The sequence below is a fragment of the Streptomyces sp. VTCC 41912 genome (assembly GCF_045799175.1).
Classification (GTDB): domain Bacteria; phylum Actinomycetota; class Actinomycetes; order Streptomycetales; family Streptomycetaceae; genus Streptomyces; species Streptomyces albulus_C.
Map to the genome: position 1 here is coordinate 209,548 of NZ_JBJMAB010000003.1, position 17,168 is coordinate 226,715.

Sequence of the window (17,168 nt, forward strand, 5' to 3'; positions counted from 1 at the left end):
TGGCCGCGCGGCACCCGGCGTCACGTTAATAAAGGGGACAAGCGCACACGGATTTCCGGCGTAGTGATCATGTGGCGCAGTCCGCGGCACTACGGCGCGCCGGGCCTCGTTACCATTCGTGGACGCACATTCCGACGACCACTGATCACGACGAGGGACGGGCGAGCGCGTGGCCGATGCGGCAGGGTTCCAGGCGACTGAACGGCCGCGTGGCCGGTGGCTGCGAAGGACCGTGACGCTGCTCACCGGAGTGCCCCTGCTCGTGGCGTCGCTGCAGCTCCCGCAGGCGGCCACGGCGCAGGCCGACACGGCCGGCTCCCACCCGGTCAGCGTCACGATCAACGCGATGTCCCCGGCCGCGCCCGGCAAGGACGACACGGTCACCGTCTCCGGCACGCTGACCAACGACAGCAAGAACCCGATCACCGGCGCCCACGTCGGGCTCCACCGCGGGGCCGCGCTGAACGACCGCAGTTCCATCGAGGCTGTGACCAAACGCACCGGGTACCAGCCGGGAGCCGACGGCGAGGAGATCGCCAAGCACACCGAGAAGGTCGACAGACTGGACCCGGGAGCCAGCCGGACCTTCACCGTGAACGTCCCGGTCAAGGACCTCGGCCTCAGCGCCGACGGCGTCTACCCGCTCGGGATCACCCTGTCCGGACACACGTCGAGCTCGTCGTACGACCAGGTGCTCGGCATCGACCGGACCTTCCTGCCCTGGCAGGACGCCGCCCCGGCGAAGAAGACCCAGCTCACCTACCTGTGGCCGCTGATCTCCACCACCCACCTGACGGCCGAGACCGGCGCAGACGCCGAGCAGACTCCGGTGTTCCGCAACGACGACCTGGCGGCGGAGATCGCGCCGGGCGGCCGGCTGCAGAAGATGATCGAGCTGGGCAAGAACCTCCCGGTGACCTTCGTCATCGATCCGGACCTGCTCGCGTCCGTCGAAGCGATGACCAAGACGTACCGCGTGCACGGCCCGGACGGCCCGATGGGCAAGAACCAGGCCGTCGCCATGCAGTGGCTCAACGACCTTGAGAACGCCGTGAAGGGGCACGAGGTCGTCGCCCTGCCGTTCGGCGACCCGGACCTGGCCTCGCTCGCGCACCACGGAAAGAGCGTGCCCAGTGCGCTCGGCCACCTCGGCCCGGCCACCGAACTCGCCTCGAAGACGGTCGACACCATCCTGGGCGTGAAGCCGCGCACCGACTTCACCTGGCCGGTGAACGGCGCCATCGACTCCTCGATCGTCGACGTCGCCACGTCGGCCGGTGCCCACAACGTCATCACCCGCAGCGACAGCCTGCGGGACGACGGCCTCTCCTACACCCCGACGGCCGCCCGGCCCATCGGCGGCGGCAACACCGCCATCGTCGCCGACACCCAGCTCTCCCGGGCCTTCGAAGGCGACATGTCGAAGTCCGGGAACGCCAGCCTGGCGATCCAGGAGTTCCTCGCCGAGGCTCAGATGATCGGCCTGGAGAACCCGGAGCAGCAGCGCAGCGTCGTCGTCGCGCCGCAGCGCATGCCCTCGGCGCCCCAGGCCCAGGCGATGGCCAGCGCGCTGCGGAATCTGGAGCAGGCCAGCTGGGTCCAGCCGACGAAGCTCGGTGACGCGGCCAAGGCCAAGCCCGACCCGAACGCCAACCGCCAGATCCCCAGCCGTTCCGCCTACCCGTCGTTCCTGCGGCGGGAGGAGCTCCCCATCGAGGCGTTCCAGCAGATCGAGGACACCCAGACCGCGCTGGACGACTTCCGGGTGATCCTGGCCCAGCCGGAGCGCGTGGTCACCCCCTTCGGCAACGCCATAATGCGGGAGATGTCCACGTCGTGGCGGGGCGACGACAAGGGGGCCGCCGCGTTCCGGACCTCGGTCCGCGGCTACCTCGGCGGCCTGACCAAGAAGGTCCGCCTGATTCCGAAGTCGGAGGCGACGCTCTCCGGGCGCAGCGCCACGATCCCGGTGACGGTCCAGAACAACCTCCTGCAGGGCGTCCAGGGCCTGACCCTGCGGCTGAGCTCGTCGCAGCCCAACCGTCTGGACGTGGGCAAGAGCCAGCTGATCAAGGTGGACGGCGGGCACAGCCAGTCGTTCAAGTTCGAGACCACCGCGAACGCCAACGGTCTGGCCTGGGTGACCGCTCAGCTCTACACCGCGGACGGCAAGCCCTACGGTGAGCCGATGACGTTCCGCGTGAACGTCACCGAGATCACCGCCACTGTGATGCTCGTCATCGCCGGCGGTGTCCTCCTGCTGGTCCTCGCCGGCGTCCGGATCTACCTCCAGCGCAAGCGGGCGGCGGCCGAGGAGACCGACGACGAGGAAAACGGCGAGGACAACGGCGGTTCCGCCGCCGACGAGAAGGGCGGCGACGACGGAGGCACGGGCGGCGACGCCCCCGGGCAGCCGGGTGAGCCCACGCCGGACACCGGTTCGGAGAAGTCCGGGCCGTCCGGCTCAGGTGAGAAAGTGGACCGTTGATAGACGACGGGGCCGGATGGCCGGCGACGGATGAGGTGGGGCAGCGATGAATGCGCCGTACGACGGTGACCGCGGCCGGGGCGCCCATGGCGATCCCTCGGGGGCGGTCCCTCCGACGCCGCCGCCCCCTGCGGACCAGGACCAGTACGCCCAGGACCCTTACGCGCAGAACCCCTACCGCAACGACCCGTACGCGTCGCCCGCCCCGACGGGCCAGGGTCCGACCGCCGAGCCCGGCTACGGCCAGGCCGCGCCCCCGCCGTCCCCGGGACAGCCCGCACACCCCCTGTACCAGCAGCCGCCCGGCCCGCAGCAGTGGCCGGCGCCGGCGCCCGCGGGGCCCCAGGCCCCGACCCACGATCTTTCGTACGGCGATCCCGACGCGACGATGCAGCTGGCTGGAGGCGACGCGCTGAACGCCCAGGGCGCCGACGAACAGCCCGAGCGGGACGCGTTCGCCCACCTCTTCCGCGACCAGCAGCAGCCCTACCAGCCGCCGGGCCCCGTGGCCCCCCTGGCCCCGCAGGGGCCGCAGGCCCCACAGGCGCCGGTGGCGTCCCCCACCGGCCCGGAGCCGGTGGCGCAGCAGCTCACCGAGGAGCCCGAGCCGGAGCCCGCCCCCGTGGCGGCGGCCGGCAAGCAGTCCGGGGGCCGCGCCTCCGGACTGCTGAAGTCCAGCGCGGTGATGGCCGCCGGCACGATGGTGTCCCGGCTCACCGGCTTCGTCCGCTCGGCGCTGATCGTCGCGGCGCTCGGCGGCGCGGTGCTCGGTGACTCCTGGCAGGTCGCCTACCAGCTGCCGACCATGATCTTCATCTTGACCATCGGTGGCGGCCTGAACTCCGTCTTCGTCCCGCAGCTCGTCCGCGCGATGAAGGAGGACGAAGACGGCGGCGAGGCGTACGCCAACCGACTTCTCACCCTGGTCGTCGTCGTCCTGGGCGTCCTGACCGTACTGGCGGTGTTCGCCGCACCGCTGTTGGTCAAGTTGGTCTCGTTCGACATCTCCAGGGATCCGGCGGCCAACGAGGTCGCGGTCGCCTTCACCCGCTACTGCGTGCCCACGATCTTCTTCATGGGCCTGCACGTCGTCATGGGGCAGATCCTCAACGCCCGCGGCCGCTTCGGCGCGATGATGTGGACCCCGGTCCTCAACAACATCGTCATGATCGCCACTTTCGGCCTGTTCATCTGGGTCTACGGCACGGCGAAGACCTCCCACATCGGCGTCACCACCATCCCCGACGAGGGCATCCGCCTGCTCGGCATCGGCACCCTCCTCGGCCTGGTGGTCCAGGCGCTGGCGATGATCCCGTACCTGCGGGACGCCGACTTCAAGCTGCGGCTCCGGTTCGACTGGCGCGGCCACGGCCTGGGCAAGGCCGCCAAGCTCGCGAAGTGGACGGTCCTGTTCGTCCTCGCCAACCAGGCCGGCGTCCTGGTCGTCACCCAGCTCTCCACCTGGGCCGGAAACACCGCGGACCGCCAGGGCCACCCGGGCACCGGCTTCATCTCCTACGCCAGCGCCCAGCTGATCTGGAACATGCCGCAGGCGATCATCACCGTCTCCGTCATGGCGGCGCTGCTGCCCCGGCTCGCACGCTCCGCCCACGACGGCGACACCGGCGCCGTCCGGGACGACATCTCCCAGGGCCTGCGGACCTCGGCCGTGGCGATCGTCCCGATCTCGTTCGGATTCCTCGCGCTCGGCATCCCGCTGTGCACGCTGGTCTACGGCTCGTCCGGCGCCGGCATCCCGATGGGCTACATGCTGATGGCCTTCGGCGTGGGCCTCATCCCGTTCTCGGTGCAGTACGTCGTCCTGCGCGCCTTCTACGCGTACGAGGACACCCGCACCCCCTTCTACAACACGGTGATCGTCGCCGGCGTCAACGCCGCGGCCTCCGCGCTCTGCTTCCTGCTCCTGCCCGCCCGCTGGGCCGTGATCGGCATGGCAGCGTCCTACGGCCTGGCGTACGTGATCGGCGTCGGCGTGGCCTGGCGCCGGCTGAGCAAGCGGATGAACGGCGACCTGGACACCGCACACGTGGTGCGGACCTACGCGCGGCTGGCCGGCGCCAGCGTCCCCGCCACGATCGTTTCCGGCGCCCTGGTGTACGTCCTGATGCAGGCGCTCGGCACCGGACTCGTCGGATCACTCGCCGCCCTCATCGGCGGCGCCGCCGCACTTCTGGCCGTCTTCTACCTCGCCGCCCGAAAAATGCGGATCGAGGAGCTGAACGCCCTGGTCGGCATGGTCAGATCCAAGCTAGGACGCTGACCGGGCACAACCATCGACTGCCACCGTGTGTCGTGCATAGTGGCGGACTGTGGGCACAATTGTCTTGGCTCATTGAGCCTGCAACGGATGGGGAGGCAGGAACGACGGTGGCGGAACGGAGCACGGCTGCCGTCGACGTGGCCGACACGAGCGGCGAAGAGCCGCTGACCGCCAAGGCGGGTCAGGCCACGGACGACGGTGCGGAGGCCGAGAAGGTATCCAGCACGGAAACGGACACTGCAGGCACCGACGACAAGGGTGCCGAAGCGACCGACTCCAAGCCACCCGAACTCCACAGCGGCCACAAGCTCGCCAGACGCTACCGGCTCGAGGAGTGCGTCACCCGTCTGGACGGATTCAGCAGCTGGCGCGCCGTGGACGAGAAGCTCCGCCGGGCGGTGGGCGTGCACGTCCTGCCCGCGGACCACCCGAGGGCCCGTCCGGTGCTCTCGGCCGCCCGGGCCTCCGCCCTCCTCGGCGACCCACGCTTCGTCCAGGTCCTCGACGCCGTCGAGGACAACGACCTGGTCTACGTCGTCCACGAGTGGCTGCCGGACGCCACCGAGCTGGCGACGGTCCTCGCCAACGGGCCGCTCGAACCGCACGACGCCTACCAGCTCGTCAGCCAGGTCTCGCAGGCCATGGCCGCCGCCCATCGCGAGGGCCTGTCCCACCTGCGCCTCACCCCCAGCTCAGTGCTGCGCACGGAGTCCGGGCAGTACCGCATCCGCGGCCTGGCCGTCATGGCGGCGCTGCGCGGCATCTCCTGTGAGCACCCGCAGCGCACGGACACCGAGGCAATCGGCGCGCTGCTCTACGCCGCCCTCACCCAACGCTGGCCCTACGAGAACGACGCCTACGGTCTGACCGGCCTGCCCAAGGGCGTCGGCCTGATCGCGCCGGACCAGGTGCGCGCGGGCGTGCACCGGGGGCTGTCCGAGCTCGCCATGCGGGCCCTGGTCAACGACGGGGCCACCGCGTCCCGCCAGGAGCCGGCGTGCACCACGCCGGACGAGCTGGCCAAGGCGGTCGCCGCGATGCCGCGCATCCGTCCGCCGGAGACCGCGTTCTCGACTCCGCCGCCGTACCAGCGCACGGGATACCAGCAGGGTTCCTACGGCCAGCCGCGGGGCCACAGCGGTCAGTCGGTGCAGGCGACACAGCCCGTCACCGCGCCGCCGCCCCCGCTCCAGAGCCGCACCGGCAAGGCGCTGAAGTGGTCGGTGTCCGCGCTCCTGATCGCCGCGCTGGGCCTGGGCAGCTGGCAGCTGGCGGACACCCTGCTGAAGCGGGAGAACGACCAGGACAGTCCGGGGAACTCGCAGACCGCCGGCGGCGGCACGAAGCCCGACGGCAAGGCGATCAAGATCGTGGACGGCGCCGAGTACTACCCGGACGGGCAGCCGCAGCACCCCGACGAGGCGCGGGACACCTACGACAGGGACCCCTCGACCTACTGGCGCAGCAAGAGCTACCGCGAGGGCCCCGATCTCAACCCGGCCTTCAAGAAGGGCGTCGGGCTGGTCTACGACCTCGGCTCGAAGCAGCGGATAAGCACCGCGTCCATCGGGCTGCACTACACCGGTGACCACACGACGGTGACGCTCTACGCGGCCGATTCCCTCTCACCGTCCGAGCCGCTGAGCTCCATGCAGGAGCTCGGTACGGCCAAGACCTCGGGAGGAACGGCCAAGGTCACGCTCAAGACCCCCGCGAAGACGCGCTACGTCGTCGTGTGGATCACAGCGATGCCCTATTCACCGCAGGACACCTACAGCGGCGCCGGCTACAAGCAGGGCGTGACCGAGGTGTCCTTCACCAGCTGAGCACGCGCACTCCCCGAGGGGCGTGGGTACGGCAGTCGAACGGCCGCAGGGCCGCACCGGCTCCCGTGTCCACGCCCCTCTGCATACGTAGATCATCTCCGCTCACCGAGGTGCCTCTCCCAGCATTTACATTCGTCATCGGGCGGGCTTCAATGGGACCGAGATCAGACAGCTACGGCCGGGGGGCCCGTGTCCACCGACAGCGACAAGGCTTCAACACCAACCGACGCTGATCTCCTTGCGCTGCACGTGAAAGGTGACCCCGACGCGTTCGGGGAGATCGTCCGGCGCCACCGCGACCGGCTGTGGGCCGTGGCCTTACGGACCCTCGGAGATCGCGAAGAGGCAGCTGATGCGGTTCAGGACGCACTCGTCTCCGCTTATCGCGCCGCACACTCGTTCCGGGGTCAGTCTGCCGTGACGACCTGGCTTCATCGCATCACCGTCAACGCCTGCCTCGACCGGGCCCGCAAGGCAGCCTCGCGCCGCACCTCACCGGTCGCCGAAACAGAGCGGCTGGAACAGCTCCTCGAGCCCGAAGAATCCGCGGCACTCCCGGTGGAACGGGAAGACCTCCACCGCGAAGTCCTCGTCGCGCTGCGGACCCTCCCCGAGGAGCAGCGGGCCGCGCTCGTACTCGTCGACATGCAGGGATATTCCGTCGCGGAGACCGCTGAGATCCTTGGCGTACCGACCGGAACGGTGAAGAGCCGCTGCTCACGAGGCCGAGCGCGGCTCCTGCCCTTGGTCACCCATCTGCGCGGCGACGGCGGGGGTAGCAATCCCGCGACCGGGGGAAGGAACCGGGCGCAGGGGCCATCCGTCCCACCGACGGCAGGACCGAAGGGCACAGATGCCGTGAAGGGCGGAGGTGGGCGAGCGTGACGTCGACAACCGGCGCGGGCGAGCACCCGGAGGTCTCCGAGATCTCCGATCTCACGGACGGGTTGCTCTCCCCCTCACGCACCGCGGATCTAGAGGACCACCTGGCTGGCTGCGCATTGTGCGAAGACGTACGAGTGTCCCTGGACGAGATCCGAGGGCTCCTCGGCACGCTCCCCGGTCCGACGCGGATGCCGGCCGATGTCGCTGAGCGCATCGATGCCGCCCTCGCCGCCGAGGCGCTCCTGGATACCGTCACCTCCGAGGGCGAGCCTCTCGTTTCACGTGAAACATCGCCGAGCCATGCTTCCGTTTCACGTGAAACATCGACCGAACCGGTGCCGGTTTCACGTGAAACATCGGCCGCGCCCTCCCCTGTTTCACGTGAAACCAGCGGGCAGGCAGCCGCCCGTACCACCCCGTCCGCACCGCCGAGCAGGCGATCCCGCGGCACCTCTGGGCCCGGCCGCCAAACGCCAGGACGTCGTACGTCACGCTCCCGACGATGGCCACGGGTTCTGCTCGGCTCGGCGGCTGCCGCTGCGGTGCTCAGCGTCGGTGGGCTGCTGATCCAGGGCGGCGGCAGCGGCGGCGTTCAAGCCACCAGGCAGAACAGTTCCGCCTCAGCCCGCGGAGAATCCCCATCAGGACTGACTGTCGCGACGCTCGGGACGGACGTCCACAAACTGCTTGCCACGAAGAAGTCTCAGCAAGCGCCGGAGATCGGCACCCGCAGCTCTCCCGAGACACCCTTCCGAGGCGAGGCGGACACCGTCCCGTCGTGTGTACGCCAGGGCATCGGTCGCCCCGAGAAGCCGCTGGCCGCCACGCGCAGCGTCTATGAGGGCAAGGACGCATTCCTGGTGGTGCTGCCGCATCCGTCCGACCCGAAGAGCGTGTCCGCCTACGTCGTCACTGCTTCCTGCATCTCCAGCAGCCCGCCGGCTCCGGGGAAGGTCCTCCTGACCCACTCGTATCGACGAGACTGAACGCCGGCACGTGCGCTGTGGCACTCCGGGAATGCTCGCCCCTTAGGATCCGTTGGGTGGGGTGAGAGTTCCGAGACCCCAGCAAGCCGTCGGCAGAGACAAGGAAGACACCCGTGAGCGACGTCCGCAACGTGATCATCATCGGCTCCGGGCCCGCGGGCTATACCGCAGCGCTCTACACCGCCCGCGCGTCCCTGAAGCCGCTCGTCTTCGAAGGCGCCGTCACCGCGGGTGGCGCACTGATGAACACCACTGACGTGGAGAACTTCCCCGGCTTCCGCGACGGCATCATGGGTCCGGATCTGATGGACAACATGCGCGCCCAGGCCGAGCGCTTCGGCGCCGAGCTGGTGCCGGACGACATCATCTCGGTCGACCTCACCGAGGAGATCAAGACCGTCACCGACACCATGGGCAAGGTCCACCGCGCCAAGGCGGTCATCATCGCCACCGGCTCCCAGCACCGCAAGCTCGGCCTCCCGCGCGAGGACGAGCTGTCCGGTCGTGGCGTCTCCTGGTGCGCGACCTGCGACGGGTTCTTCTTCAAGGACCAGGACATCGCCGTGATCGGCGGCGGCGACACCGCGATGGAGGAGGCCACCTTCCTCTCGCGCTTCGCCAAGTCCGTCACGGTCGTCCACCGCCGCGACGCGCTGCGGGCGAGCAAGGCGATGCAGGAGCGTGCCTTCGCCGACCCGAAGATCAAGTTCGTGTGGGACAGCGAGGTCGCCGAGGTCCACGGCGAGAACAAGCTCTCCGGCCTGACGCTGCGCAACGTCAAGTCGGGCGAGACCTCCGAGCTTCCGGTCACCGGCCTCTTCATCGCGATCGGCCACGACCCGCGGACCGAGCTCTTCAAGGGTCAGCTGAACCTCGACGACGAGGGTTACCTCAAGGTCGATGCACCCAGCACTCGCACGAACCTCGCGGGCGTCTTCGCGGCCGGTGACGTCGTCGACCACACCTACCGCCAGGCGATCACCGCTGCTGGCACGGGCTGCTCCTCGGCCCTCGATGCCGAGCGGTTCCTCGCGGCGCTCTCCGACGGCGAGGCCACGGCCGAGCCGGAGAAGACCGCTTCCGCCTGACCCGCACACCACACAGCTTTTCCCATCACCCACCCAGTAAGGAGATTGCCATGGCCGGCGCCACGGTGACCGTCACGGACGCCAACTTCGAAGAGGTCGTCCTCAAGAGCGACAAGCCCGTTCTCGTGGACTTCTGGGCCACCTGGTGCGGCCCGTGCCGCCAGATCGCCCCGTCCCTGGAGGCCATTGCCGCCGAGCACGACGAGATCGTCATCGCCAAGCTCAACACCGACGAGAACCCGGCCACCACCGCCAAGTACGGCGTCATGTCGATCCCGACCATGAACGTCTACCAGGGCGGCGAGGTCGTGAAGACCATCGTCGGTGCCAAGCCGAAGGCCGCCATCGAGCGCGACCTGGCGGACTTCCTCGCCTGAGGCACGACGTCACGTTTCACGTGAAACAGGCCCGCCCCTTCGTGGGGGCGGGCCTGTTTCACGTGAAACACCTGGCGATGTTTCACGTGAAACATCGCTGCGGTCGCCTACAACGGTCGGAGCGCGGGCTCCTTCTGCACGGCTCCGAGCAGACGGTCCAGCGCGAGCTCGACGTCTTCCTTCCACGAGATCGTGGTTCGTAGCTCAAGTCGCAACCGGGGAAACCGGGGATGCGGGCGCACGGTCTTGAAGCCCACGGCCAGAAGATGCTCGGCGGGCAGCACACACGCCGGCTCGGTCCAGCGCGCGTCACCGAACGCTTCGATCGCCTTGAAGCCCCGCTGGATGAGGTCCTTTGCCACCGTCTGAACCATCACCCGCCCGAGCCCCTGCCCCTGGTAGCCAGGAGTCAGCCACGCCGTCAGCAACTGCACCGCATCCGGTGACACCGGGCTGGTGGGGAAGGCCGTGGAGCGCGGGACGTAAGCCGGCGGGGCGTACATGACGAATCCAGCCGGCACATCGTCGACGTAGACGACGCGCCCGCACGATCCCCACTCCAGCAATACCGCCGAGATCCAGGCTTCCTTCTCCAGCTCTGGACGTCCCGCCTTTACCGCGGCCTCGCCGCTGACGGGGTCGAGCTCCCAGAAGACGCAGGAGCGACAGCGCTTGGGGAGATCTGGAAGGTTGTCCAGCGTGAGCGGTACGAGCCGACGGCCCATGGAACCAGGTCCTCGCTTCCCTCGCCTGCCGCACCGCGCAGTGCTGTCAGCGCCACCTGCTCCCTGAGCAGACCACCAACGAACCCTCCGAGGGCTGCGAGGCCGAACCCCGCCACCAGCAGTCCGGTGCGGCTCACTGATTGCATGGCCCTCTCCTCGATGTGAGGTCTCTCCACGTGGATGCGTGCCATACCCGATCGCATCGTATCCACCCTTTATGGGCGCGGGTACTGCCAGAAAGCAAAGGGCGAGCCGTGTTCCGGTATCAGTTTCCGGAACACGGCTCGCCCCGAGCCTCACACGTCAGGTCACTGTTCGTCGGCGCCCTCGTCGGCCGAGGCGCTTCCCATGACGGAGCCCTCGCCCGGAGCAAGGGTGCCGAGGATGCGTTCCAGGTCCTCCATCGAGGCGAACTCGACGACGATCTTCCCCTTCTTCTGGCCAAGGTCGACCTTCACCCGGGTTTCGAAGCGGTCGGACAGCCGGGAAGCCAGGCCGGTGAGCGCGGGGGACACCCGAGCACCCGCCCGGGGCTTCTTCGCCTTGCCGGCGCTCGTGGGGCTCGCCCCCATGAGCGTCACGATCTCCTCGACGGATCGGACCGACAGCCCCTCCGCCACGATCCGGCGCGCGAGGTTGTCCTGCTCCTCCGGATCGTCCAGCGACAGCAGAGCCCTGGCGTGTCCCGCGGAGAGGACTCCTGCTGCGAGCCTCTTCTGCACCGAAGGCGACAGCCTCAGCAGCCGGAGCGTATTGGTGACCTGCGGTCGCGAACGCCCGATCCGGTCGGCCAACTCGTCATGGGTGCACTTGAAGTCCTGCAGCAACTGGTCGTAGGCAGCGGCCTCTTCCAGAGGGTTCAGCTGAGCCCGGTGCAGGTTCTCCAACAGCGCGTCGAGTAGCAGCCGCTCGTCTTCGGTGGCACGCACGATCGCCGGGATCTTCTCGAGCCCGGCTTCTCGGCAGGCTCGCCAGCGTCGCTCACCCATGATGAGCTCGTAGCGCCCCGGCGCCGTCTGACGGACCACGACCGGCTGGAGCAGGCCCACCTCCTTGATGGAGGTGACCAATTCGGCGAGGGCGTCCTCGTCGAAGACTTCGCGCGGCTGCCGCGGGTTCGGCCGGATGGCATCCAGCGGCACTTCGGCGAAGTGCGCGCCGGCCACCTCAACCGGAAGATCGCTCGTGCTCTGCGTACCCGCCGGCGCCTCTGTTTCACGTGAAACACCGGGCGTCGGCAGCGAGGCCACCTTGGCTGCCGCCACTCCGCGGTCCGGTGCCAGAACCGGTCCGGACGACGGTGACGTGGTTCCCCGTCCCACCGCCGGCCCGGACTGGTCCGTGCCCTGCGGTGCGGCGGGGATCAGCGCACCCAGCCCGCGGCCCAGCCCCCTGCGTCGTTCACTCACTGAGTCCCCTCCGAGATGGTGTGCTGTGCTTGGTAGTTCACACTCAGGCCCTGCTCTCCGGGCTGCGGGGAAGCCCCCCGGAGAGCAATCTCCCTGGCTGCTTCGAGGTACGAGAGCGCACCGCTGGATCCCGGGTCATAGGTGAGCACCGTCTGTCCGTAGCTGGGCGCTTCCGAGATGCGTACCGAGCGGGGGATGCTCGTCCGGAGCACCTCATTGCCGAAGTGGCTGCGCACCTCGTCGGCAACCTGTGAGGCAAGACGGGTACGTCCGTCGTACATGGTGAGCAGGATGGTCGAGACGTGGAGCTTGGGGTTGAGATGGCCCCGCACCAGTTCGACGTTCCGTAGCAACTGCCCCAGACCTTCGAGCGCGTAGTACTCGCACTGGATCGGAATCAGCACCTCGGCGCCGGCGACCAACGCATTGACGGTCAAAAGGCCGAGCGAGGGCGGGCAGTCGATGAGGATGTAGTCCAGGGGCTGTTCATACGCCTTGATGGCGCGGTCCAACCGGCTTTCGCGTGCCACCAGCGAGACCAGCTCAATCTCGGCACCGGCCAGGTCGATGGTGGCGGGGGCACAGAAAAGCCCCTCCACTTCCACCACCGGCTGCACGACGTCGGAGAGCGGCTTGCTCTCGACCAGCACGTCGTAGATGGAGGGCACTTCGGCGTGATGGTCGATCCCCAGGGCTGTCGACGCATTGCCCTGCGGGTCGAGGTCGATCACCAACACCCGAGCTCCGTGCAGCGCCAGTGACGCCGCGAGGTTCACGGTGGTGGTGGTCTTGCCGACCCCGCCCTTCTGATTGGCGACCACCATGACGCGGGTCGCTTCGGGACGGGGCAACCCCTCGCCTACGCGGCCCATGGCCCCTACCGCCAGCTGCGCTGCGCGACCTACCGGTGTGTTGTCCATCAGGGGCGGCGTTTCACGTGAAACGTCGTCCCCGAACGACTCGTTGCGGGGACCGGGGACCGGATCGGTCATCGGTCCCGCGATGTTGGCGTCGGACCGCAAGGATTCACTCTCCTCGACATCAGGCTCACAATGGTGAGAGCCTGCCATGCTTTCGGTATCGCGAACCAGTGAGGTCCGTTCTCCTGTGGATGAACCCGCCCCTGTGGATACTTTCGTGACCCGTGTGGGTTTCCGGTCGTGCGGCTCGGCAGCCGCACGACCGCGGCTGATGATCCCTTGCAGCAGAGAACGACGTTTCACGTGAAACACGATGCCAGCGCCGCGTCCGAATAAGCCGCGACACTCCGTCTTGTGGCTTTTTGTGGCACCTGCGGAATTCGCCCTTTCTGCCATTCCGTGGACGCCTACGCCCACCACGGACCAGCAGATCAGGGCCCCTTCCCCAGCCCACCATCAGCGTCGGCGCCCCCGCGACACCCGGCTGGTACGCGCCGCCTTCGCCCGCTTCGCGGCGAAGCGCACCCCACCGGGGCTCTCTCCCACCTCGACGCGCACCACGGTCGACGGCGGATCCACTACACCCTCGCCGACGTGCACGACGGAGGTGTCCACCACACCCAGCTTGCTCAGCGCTGCACGGGCCGACTTGAGCTCCTCCTCCGCGGTGTCGCCCTTGAGCGCCAGCATCTCGCCGTAGGGACGCAGCAGCGGCACCCCCCAGCCGGCCAGCCGGTCGAGCGGCGCGACGGCCCGCGCGGTCACCACGTGCACCTGCGGAAGCTTGCCCATGACTTCTTCCGCACGGCCGCGCACCACCGTGACGTGGTCCAGCCCGAGCAGCTCGACGACCTCCTGAAGGAAGTTCGTCCGCCGCAGCAGCGGCTCCAGGAGCGTGATCTTGAGGTCCGGGCGCACCAGCGCCAGGGGAATGCCGGGCAGCCCGGCACCCGAACCCACGTCACACACCGAGACGCCCTGAGGGACCACCTCGGAAAGCACCGCGCAGTTCAGCAGGTGCCGCTCCCACAACCGCGGCACCTCGCGCGGACCGATCAGCCCGCGCTTCACGCCCGCATCGGCGAGCAGCTCGCCGTACCGCACGGCCTCCGGAAAGCGCTCGCCGAATACCTCCTGCGCCGTTTTCGGCGCGGGAGGGAGCTCCGCTGATGCCTCGGTCACGGGAACCGCCCTTCCTCTGGACTGCTTTTCCTGCCGGGAACCCGGCGTTACGACCGGGGATAACACAGAAGGCTGACAAGTTTTGGCCCCGCCTGCGAGCAGACGGGGCCAAAGAAAGACTGAGCGCGAGGCGTCAGGCCGGGAGAACAACCACGCAGCGCTGCGGTTCCTCGCCCTCGGACTCGCTCCGCAGGCCGGCCGCGGCCACCGCGTCGTGCACGACCTTGCGCTCGAACGGCGTCATCGGGTCGAGCTTCACGGGCTGGCCGGTGCTCTTGGCCTCCTCCGCCGCACTCGTGCCGACCTTGGCCAGCTCCTCGCGCTTGCGCGCCCGGAAGCCGGAGATGTCCAACATCAAGCGGCTGCGGTCGCCGGTCTCGCGGTGCACTGCGAGCCGCGTCAGCTCCTGGAGCGCCTCCAGCACCTCGCCGTCACGGCCCACCAGCTTCTGCAGATCGCGGCTGTCCGAGTCGCCGATGATCGACACCGAGGCACGGTCCGCCTCGACGTCCATGTCGATGTCACCGTCGAGGTCCGCGATGTCCAGCAGGCCCTCGAGGTAGTCGGCGGCGATCTCGCCTTCCTGCTCCAAGCGGGTAAGGGTGTCGGTGCCCTTGGCGCCAGGGGTCGTGTCCGTCACGTAAGGACTCCTTCTTACTTCTTGGACGGGTGCTTGGGGCGCTGCTGGCCCTTGCGCTGCCCGGACTTGGTGTTGCGGGATCCGGAGGCGCCGCCCTTGGCGGGCGTACCACCCTTTTCCTTGGCGTCCTGCGAAGCCTCGCTACTGCCCGCCGCAGAACTCGCCCGCGTGCGGTTCTGCGCGGACCCGGTCGGTGCACTGGTACCGGCACCGCCCTGACGCTTGGCCTTGGTCTGCCGCTTGGGCTGCTGGCGGTTCTGGCGCGCCTCTTCGGCGGCCTCCTTCGCTGCGACCTCGGCCGGGCTCTCGACCAGCTTGCCCTGGGCGCGCAGCCGCTCCTGACGCTCGGTGAACGCCTTGCTGCCCGGGGTGGGGTTGCGGCGGATGACGAACATCTGCTGGCCCATGGTCCACACGTTGGTGGTCAGCCAGTAGACGAGGACACCGACGGGGAAGTTGATGCCGAAGACGGCGAACATGACCGGGAAGACGTACATCAGCATCTTCTGCTGCTGCATGAACGGCGTCTTCACCGTCAGGTCGACGTTCTTCGTCATCAGCTGACGCTGGGTGTAGAACTGCGACGCCGACATCAGGACGATCATGATGACCGTGACCACGCGGACGTCGGTCACCGAAGCGCCGAGGCTCTGGATCTTCTCCGCGCTGTCCATGAACTTCGCCGCGAGCGGCGCACCGAAGATGTGCGCCTTCTGCGCGCTCGCCAGGAGCGTCGGGTCGATGAAGCCGACGGTCTTGTTCTGCGCGATGTGGCTGAGGACCTGGTACAGGGAGATGAAGAACGGGGACTGCGCCAGGATCGGGAGACAGCTCGAGAGCGGGTTGGTGCCCGACTCCTTGTAGAGCTTCATCATCTCTTCGGACTGGCGCTGCTTGTCGCTCTTGTAACGCTCCTGGATCGCCTTCATCTTCGGCTGGAGCGCCTGCATGTTCCGCGTCGACTTGATCTGCTTCACGAAGAGCGGGATCAGGCAGATACGGATCAGCACCACCAGCGAGACGATGGACAGACCCCACGCAGCTCCACTGTTCGCATCAAAGATCAAACTGTAGAACGAGTGGAACTGGACGATGATCCAGGAAACTGCGTAATAAAGAGGACTGAGGATCGTGTCCACGAATCAGGCTCCTTGGGCGTTGGGCTGAGTCTCGGGCTGGGCGACAGGCTCAGGGACGGTGGGCCCGCCCAGACGGCTCCTCAGCCGCTGATGCCAAACCGGACGCTTCCGGGGAGGGACGTGGTCGACGCCACCGAGCGACCACGGGTTGCACCGCAGAATGCGCCAGGCGGTCAGCGCAGTCCCCTTCACCGCGCCGTGCCGGTCGATGGCCGTGTAGCCATAGTGCGAGCACGACGGGTAGTACTTGCAGACCGGGCCCAACAGAGGGCTGATGGTCCACTGGTAGATCTTGATCAAAAGCAGCAGCGGGTACTTCACTGTGCGCTCCCTCCCGGGTCCCGTCCGGGCTTCCCGGGGCCAGCGGCGCGGCCGCCGTCGGTCACCGCCCCGGTGGGATTGCAGCCTTTCGGCGCCCCTCCCAGCAGCCGCTCGACGGCGGCGTCCAGGTCGCGGGCCAGTTGGTCGTACTCCGCCTCACCCGCGCCGGGCAGGGCCCGTACCACAACCAGGCTACCGGCGGGCAGCCGGTCCAGCCGGTCGCGCATGAGATGGCGCAGTCTCCGCTTGACCTTGGTGCGGACGACGGCTCCGCCAACGGCCTTGCTCACGACGAAACCCGCACGCGCTGGGGGAACACTTCCCCCAGCTGCGTGCGGGTCCGTTGCGCCGCTACGACAGTGCACTACGAGGAGCGGGCGGCCGGCCCTGCGTCCCCGGCGTACCGCGGTCGCGAAGTCCTCGCGCCGCCTCAGCCGATTTTCGGTAGGCAGCACGTCATGGACCTAGGTCAGGCTGCTCAGGCCGACAGGCGGCCGCGGCCCTTGCTACGGCGCGACGCGAGAATCGCGCGGCCGGCACGGGTCCGCATGCGCAGGCGGAAGCCGTGGGTCTTCGCGCGACGACGGTTGTTCGGCTGGAAGGTGCGCTTGCTCACTCGGGGGCTCCAGGAAACTTGTTGTCTCAGAGAGACAGATTTGTGGGGCGTCGACTGGCTGTCACCGTGCGCCCACGAGTAGCTCGCCACGCCCGAGTGCACCGCTACACGCTCACGAGAGCGCGATCTTTGCCCATCGGAGGCAGGCGGCAGCAGCCATCGACAACTCGACCTGGTCACGGTACGCGGGGCTACGCCATTCGGTCAAACCAGCTCCGGAACGGTGCGGAGAGCCCCCGCCAGGACACACTATGCACAGCCTGTGGACAACAACTTGAATCCCCA

At 68.5% G+C, this 17,168-nt stretch carries 15 protein-coding genes and 1 pseudogene; 7 read left to right on the forward strand and 9 right to left on the reverse strand.

From position 1 onward, the window contains the following. The first annotated feature begins 232 nt into the window (after positions 1-232). The 7 genes from ACJ6WD_RS06360 to trxA all read left to right on the forward strand — a co-directional run bounded on the left by ACJ6WD_RS06360 (position 233) and on the right by trxA (position 9,931). On the forward strand, positions 233-2,488 hold the full coding sequence (locus ACJ6WD_RS06360) for a DUF6049 family protein (RefSeq protein WP_376447257.1): 2,256 nt from the start codon (positions 233-235) through the stop codon (positions 2,486-2,488). A 46-nt stretch (positions 2,489-2,534) separates the two neighbouring features. Beyond that, entirely contained in the window at positions 2,535-4,769 is a 2,235-nt protein-coding gene (murJ, locus tag ACJ6WD_RS06365) for a murein biosynthesis integral membrane protein MurJ (protein WP_407615275.1), read from the forward strand. A 107-nt stretch (positions 4,770-4,876) separates the two neighbouring features. Then, positions 4,877-6,595 carry a protein kinase family protein gene (locus ACJ6WD_RS06370; protein WP_233657255.1) on the forward strand — a complete coding sequence of 573 codons (1,719 nt, stop codon included), beginning with the start codon at positions 4,877-4,879 and terminating at the stop codon, positions 6,593-6,595. Between the two features lie 189 nt (positions 6,596-6,784). Continuing rightward, positions 6,785-7,480 (forward strand): RNA polymerase sigma factor SigM, encoded by a 696-nt coding sequence (gene sigM, locus ACJ6WD_RS06375; protein WP_407615276.1) that lies wholly within the window; start codon positions 6,785-6,787, stop codon positions 7,478-7,480. Beyond that, on the forward strand, positions 7,477-8,466 hold the full coding sequence (locus ACJ6WD_RS06380; RefSeq protein WP_407615277.1) for a hypothetical protein: 990 nt from the start codon (positions 7,477-7,479) through the stop codon (positions 8,464-8,466). The genes sigM and ACJ6WD_RS06380 overlap by 4 nt, the downstream gene beginning before the upstream one ends. Before the next feature lie 113 nt (positions 8,467-8,579). Continuing rightward, on the forward strand, positions 8,580-9,554 hold the full coding sequence (gene trxB / locus ACJ6WD_RS06385; protein ID WP_331247480.1) for a thioredoxin-disulfide reductase: 975 nt from the start codon (positions 8,580-8,582) through the stop codon (positions 9,552-9,554). Positions 9,555-9,604: 50 nt separating this feature from the next. Further along, positions 9,605-9,931: a thioredoxin gene (gene trxA / locus ACJ6WD_RS06390; protein ID WP_016571638.1), complete on the forward strand. Its 327-nt coding sequence runs from the start codon at positions 9,605-9,607 to the stop codon at positions 9,929-9,931. A 107-nt stretch (positions 9,932-10,038) separates the two neighbouring features. Here trxA and ACJ6WD_RS06395 read toward each other — a convergent pair whose 3' ends face one another. The 9 genes and pseudogenes from ACJ6WD_RS06395 to rpmH all read right to left on the reverse strand — a co-directional run bounded on the left by ACJ6WD_RS06395 (position 10,039) and on the right by rpmH (position 16,883). Beyond that, on the reverse strand, positions 10,039-10,656 hold the full coding sequence (locus ACJ6WD_RS06395; protein ID WP_376437865.1) for a GNAT family N-acetyltransferase: 618 nt from the start codon (positions 10,654-10,656) through the stop codon (positions 10,039-10,041). Between the two features lie 308 nt (positions 10,657-10,964). Then, a complete protein-coding gene (locus ACJ6WD_RS06400) occupies positions 10,965-12,065 on the reverse strand; it encodes a ParB/RepB/Spo0J family partition protein (RefSeq protein ID WP_407615278.1) in 1,101 nt (366 codons plus the stop codon). After that, on the reverse strand, positions 12,062-13,135 hold the full coding sequence (locus ACJ6WD_RS06405; RefSeq protein ID WP_078486662.1) for a ParA family protein: 1,074 nt from the start codon (positions 13,133-13,135) through the stop codon (positions 12,062-12,064). The genes ACJ6WD_RS06400 and ACJ6WD_RS06405 overlap by 4 nt, the downstream gene beginning before the upstream one ends. A gap of 306 nt (positions 13,136-13,441) precedes the next feature. Continuing rightward, positions 13,442-14,167 carry a 16S rRNA (guanine(527)-N(7))-methyltransferase RsmG gene (rsmG, locus tag ACJ6WD_RS06410; RefSeq protein ID WP_037632570.1) on the reverse strand — a complete coding sequence of 242 codons (726 nt, stop codon included), beginning with the start codon at positions 14,165-14,167 and terminating at the stop codon, positions 13,442-13,444. A 133-nt stretch (positions 14,168-14,300) separates the two neighbouring features. Continuing rightward, on the reverse strand, positions 14,301-14,807 hold the full coding sequence (locus ACJ6WD_RS06415; RefSeq protein ID WP_233657250.1) for a R3H domain-containing nucleic acid-binding protein: 507 nt from the start codon (positions 14,805-14,807) through the stop codon (positions 14,301-14,303). A gap of 14 nt (positions 14,808-14,821) precedes the next feature. Beyond that, positions 14,822-15,946 carry a membrane protein insertase YidC gene (gene yidC / locus ACJ6WD_RS06420; protein ID WP_376437870.1) on the reverse strand — a complete coding sequence of 375 codons (1,125 nt, stop codon included), beginning with the start codon at positions 15,944-15,946 and terminating at the stop codon, positions 14,822-14,824. A 3-nt stretch (positions 15,947-15,949) separates the two neighbouring features. Further along, positions 15,950-16,267, reverse strand: coding sequence for a membrane protein insertion efficiency factor YidD (yidD, locus tag ACJ6WD_RS06425; protein ID WP_006604423.1), 318 nt, complete (start codon positions 16,265-16,267; stop codon positions 15,950-15,952). Positions 16,268-16,353: 86 nt separating this feature from the next. Then, a pseudogene (gene rnpA, locus ACJ6WD_RS06430) lies at positions 16,354-16,722 on the reverse strand (ribonuclease P protein component); the annotation flags it as partial. 23 nt (positions 16,723-16,745) lie between these two features. Next, positions 16,746-16,883, reverse strand: a complete 138-nt coding sequence (gene rpmH, locus ACJ6WD_RS06435) for a 50S ribosomal protein L34 (RefSeq protein ID WP_009716483.1) — start codon at positions 16,881-16,883, stop codon at positions 16,746-16,748. Positions 16,884-17,168 lie beyond the last annotated feature (285 nt).

Bases quoted from the DNA above. Each gene is read 5' to 3' on its own strand.
- trxA (WP_016571638.1), top strand. From the start codon at position 9,605: ATGGCCGGCGCCACGGTGACCGTCACGGACGCCAACTTCGAAGAGGTC.
- murJ (WP_407615275.1), top strand. From the start codon at position 2,535: ATGAATGCGCCGTACGACGGTGACCGCGGCCGGGGCGCCCATGGCGAT.
- ACJ6WD_RS06405 (WP_078486662.1), bottom strand. From the start codon at position 13,135: ATGGCAGGCTCTCACCATTGTGAGCCTGATGTCGAGGAGAGTGAATCC.
- ACJ6WD_RS06395 (WP_376437865.1), bottom strand. From the start codon at position 10,656: ATGGGCCGTCGGCTCGTACCGCTCACGCTGGACAACCTTCCAGATCTC.